The sequence below is a fragment of the Terribacillus sp. 7520-G genome (assembly GCF_002271665.1).
Taxonomy (GTDB): domain Bacteria; phylum Bacillota; class Bacilli; order Bacillales; family Amphibacillaceae; genus Terribacillus.
This window is the reverse complement of the sequence record NZ_NQFP01000014.1, coordinates 1-2,614: the sequence shown is the minus strand read 5'-3', so window position 1 is coordinate 2,614 and position 2,614 is coordinate 1. Positions and strand designations below refer to the sequence as shown.

Sequence of the window (2,614 nt, the reverse complement as noted above, 5' to 3'; positions counted from 1 at the left end):
CGACCACTTTCTGCTACAATCGCTCGCATAATAAGCCTCCTATTGATTGGGACATAGATGCTCAAGTCATAATCAGCTTTTCTCTGCATATTTTATCATATTGCAGTATATTTTCCGTTCCACAACTCTCGAGAAAAGGAGCTGTATCATGAGCCAGGTCAACATGACCTGCGATCGGAAGAATAAAGCTAGCATCAAAGTTAGCATTTGCTCCTTCACCGCCCTTGGAACACTTTCTACGGAAAAAAGCTTGAATCCCTTATGTACCAATGGTTTCAAGCTTTTTTAATGTGGAGACCCTACCGTATCACTAAATTCTCTTATCTAAACCAACAACGCTCGAACTCCAGTTCCATAGTTCTTTAGCACGATTCACATCATAAGATTCTTTTGAGGAAGGTATTTCTTTTGGTCCATCAAAGTATTTTCCAGTAATACTATTATAACGATTATCCAATATCAAATTTGCCAAATCTGTACCAGATTGCTTTGTCGACCGTACACTTGAACGGAAGAAACGCATTATCGGTAGCACATTATTCCACATAAATTTAAGTATAGGATTGTAATCTCTAGATAAGCTAGAACCTTTACCCGGCATCATACCTGGATTGAATGCTTTCACAGTAATTAAACGCTTAGATTTCTCAATTTGACGAGCTAGCTCATAGCTAAAGTAGATATTGCAAAGCTTTGAGGTGGTATAACGTGTTTGGCCCTTAGCAAGAGATGAAAGGCCTGCTAATGATTCATCTGATTTTTGAGGATCCGCCATAACACTAGGATGAAAATATTTTGGTGCAGGCATACCTGTTTTCATTAGTGGATCGTGGGTGTCACTGCTAACAACTGCAATACAACCATAATCTTGAAGTTGTTCAATTAACAATCTTACAAGTAAGAAATGTCCTAGATGATTAACTCCAAATGTGCTCTCTATACCATCAGCAGTAGCTTGTGTTCCCTTTGCAAATTGTAGTCCTGCATTGCAAATAATGGCATGTAAAGGTGGCAAGCCAGCTTGATTGAATTGATCAACAAAATGATGTATGGAAGAAAACGAAGCTAAATCCAGTACCATTCCAATAATGTTTTGATGCCCTGTAGTTACAATCAATTCTTTGACAGCTGAATTTACCCTATCTTTGTTTCGTGAAGCTAAAATGATGTGCCAATCAGGACTGTTTTTTGCAATTACTTTAGCACATTCGTACCCTAACCCAGTATTCCCACCCGTAATAATCACAGTCTTTTTATCTTTACTCATAATTCTTTTCACTCCTCAACAACTTTATATATGATACGATACAGTATCGTATCGTATATTGTCAATAAAAAACCTTGCTTAAATGCAAGGTTAAGTTTTACTTGTTTTCTTTTATACCATTTAAAACTATATCAATTCCTGCTCTTATATGAGGTTCTATTTCTGTTGTTGATGGTTTCATCAAAAGCTGATAGATGATGAACCCAATTAAAAATTCAGAAACAAGATCCAAATTTACATCTCTACGGATACTTTCTTCCTCAAGACAATTTTGAAACAAGTTTGAAATTTCCTTTGTTTTAGGTAGTGAATGGTTTTCCCAATAAGATTCGGATATCTGCGAATTACTTGATAAAGTAGAAATTAAAAGGGAGAGCATTTGCTTACCAAGAGGATTATTCATTTGCTCTGCGAAGTTTCTAGAGAGTTCAAATAAGTTATCATCTAACTTACCGTTTGCAGGGACATTAAATTCTGGTTTTAACTGTTCCAACGCATCTAGAATAAGATCATCTTTGTTTTTCCATCTCCGGTAAATGGAGCTCTTACCTACTCCAGCTTTGGATGCTATTGTTTCCATACTTATTTTTTCAACACCAACTTCAGCTAGAAGAGTTAGCGTTGCATCAATAATTCGCTTATCAACATCACTACTCCTTGGCCTTCCTCGTTGTAATGCTTTTTGAGAATTATCACTATTAGAAGTCAATGGTACTTACCCTCTTTCATAATGTATCATAATTAATATCACATTATACCATAGTTAACAATATACTTTACTTTCTCCTTAAGGTTATAAAGGTCATAGATAAATCGCTTTGACTTTGTAATGAATCTCAATAAGTACGGAAATAACAGACAACTGCAAGAGGTTGAATTCTCCGACGGAACCATAGTTAATAGAACAGATGATAACAGTAATCAGCTTATGGTTGACGACAAAATAAAGATATCTATATCGGCACTTGTTATTATATAAAAGGCGCTGCTAACTGCGGCTCCTTCTCACAGGAACTCCGAGCAACACAAGGTGGTCCTTTTTTAACGAATTCAAAAGTCTACTCCTATTCAAAGTACCAAGCTTTACTTTTCACCTTTACTCTGTTGTGGGAGGAATATTTGCTGCATGTTTCAGTAGTAAGCATAAGCAGCTGAGTCGTGTTAATCGGAAAGACAAGCGGTGCATTCGCTACTGTATATGCAGCTGTGTTTATGAATACGATAACTCTGTTCCCTACATGATGATCTTTAACGTCTTCTCCTAGCTTTTCAATGATTCCGACAGCATCCAGTCCTAGTATACCAGGGGTGCCAGACCCCTTTGTGCCCTTCCGCTTTTTGATATCG

General features: G+C 36.9%; 3 protein-coding genes. All 3 read right to left on the bottom strand.

The features are described from left to right. Positions 1 to 310: 310 nt before the first annotated feature. The gene (locus CHH53_RS05740) at positions 311 to 1,267 is read right to left on the bottom strand and encodes an SDR family NAD(P)-dependent oxidoreductase (protein WP_095215172.1); all 957 of its coding nucleotides are present in this window, start codon (positions 1,265 to 1,267) and stop codon (positions 311 to 313) included. Positions 1,268 to 1,364: 97 nt separating this feature from the next. Further along, complete coding sequence (locus tag CHH53_RS05735; RefSeq protein ID WP_095215171.1) at positions 1,365 to 1,976, bottom strand: TetR/AcrR family transcriptional regulator; 612 nt, start codon at positions 1,974 to 1,976, stop codon at positions 1,365 to 1,367. Between the two features lie 355 nt (positions 1,977 to 2,331). Continuing rightward, positions 2,332 to 2,614 (bottom strand): alcohol dehydrogenase catalytic domain-containing protein (locus CHH53_RS05730; protein ID WP_158221495.1); only part of this gene is annotated, 283 nt, incomplete at its 5' end.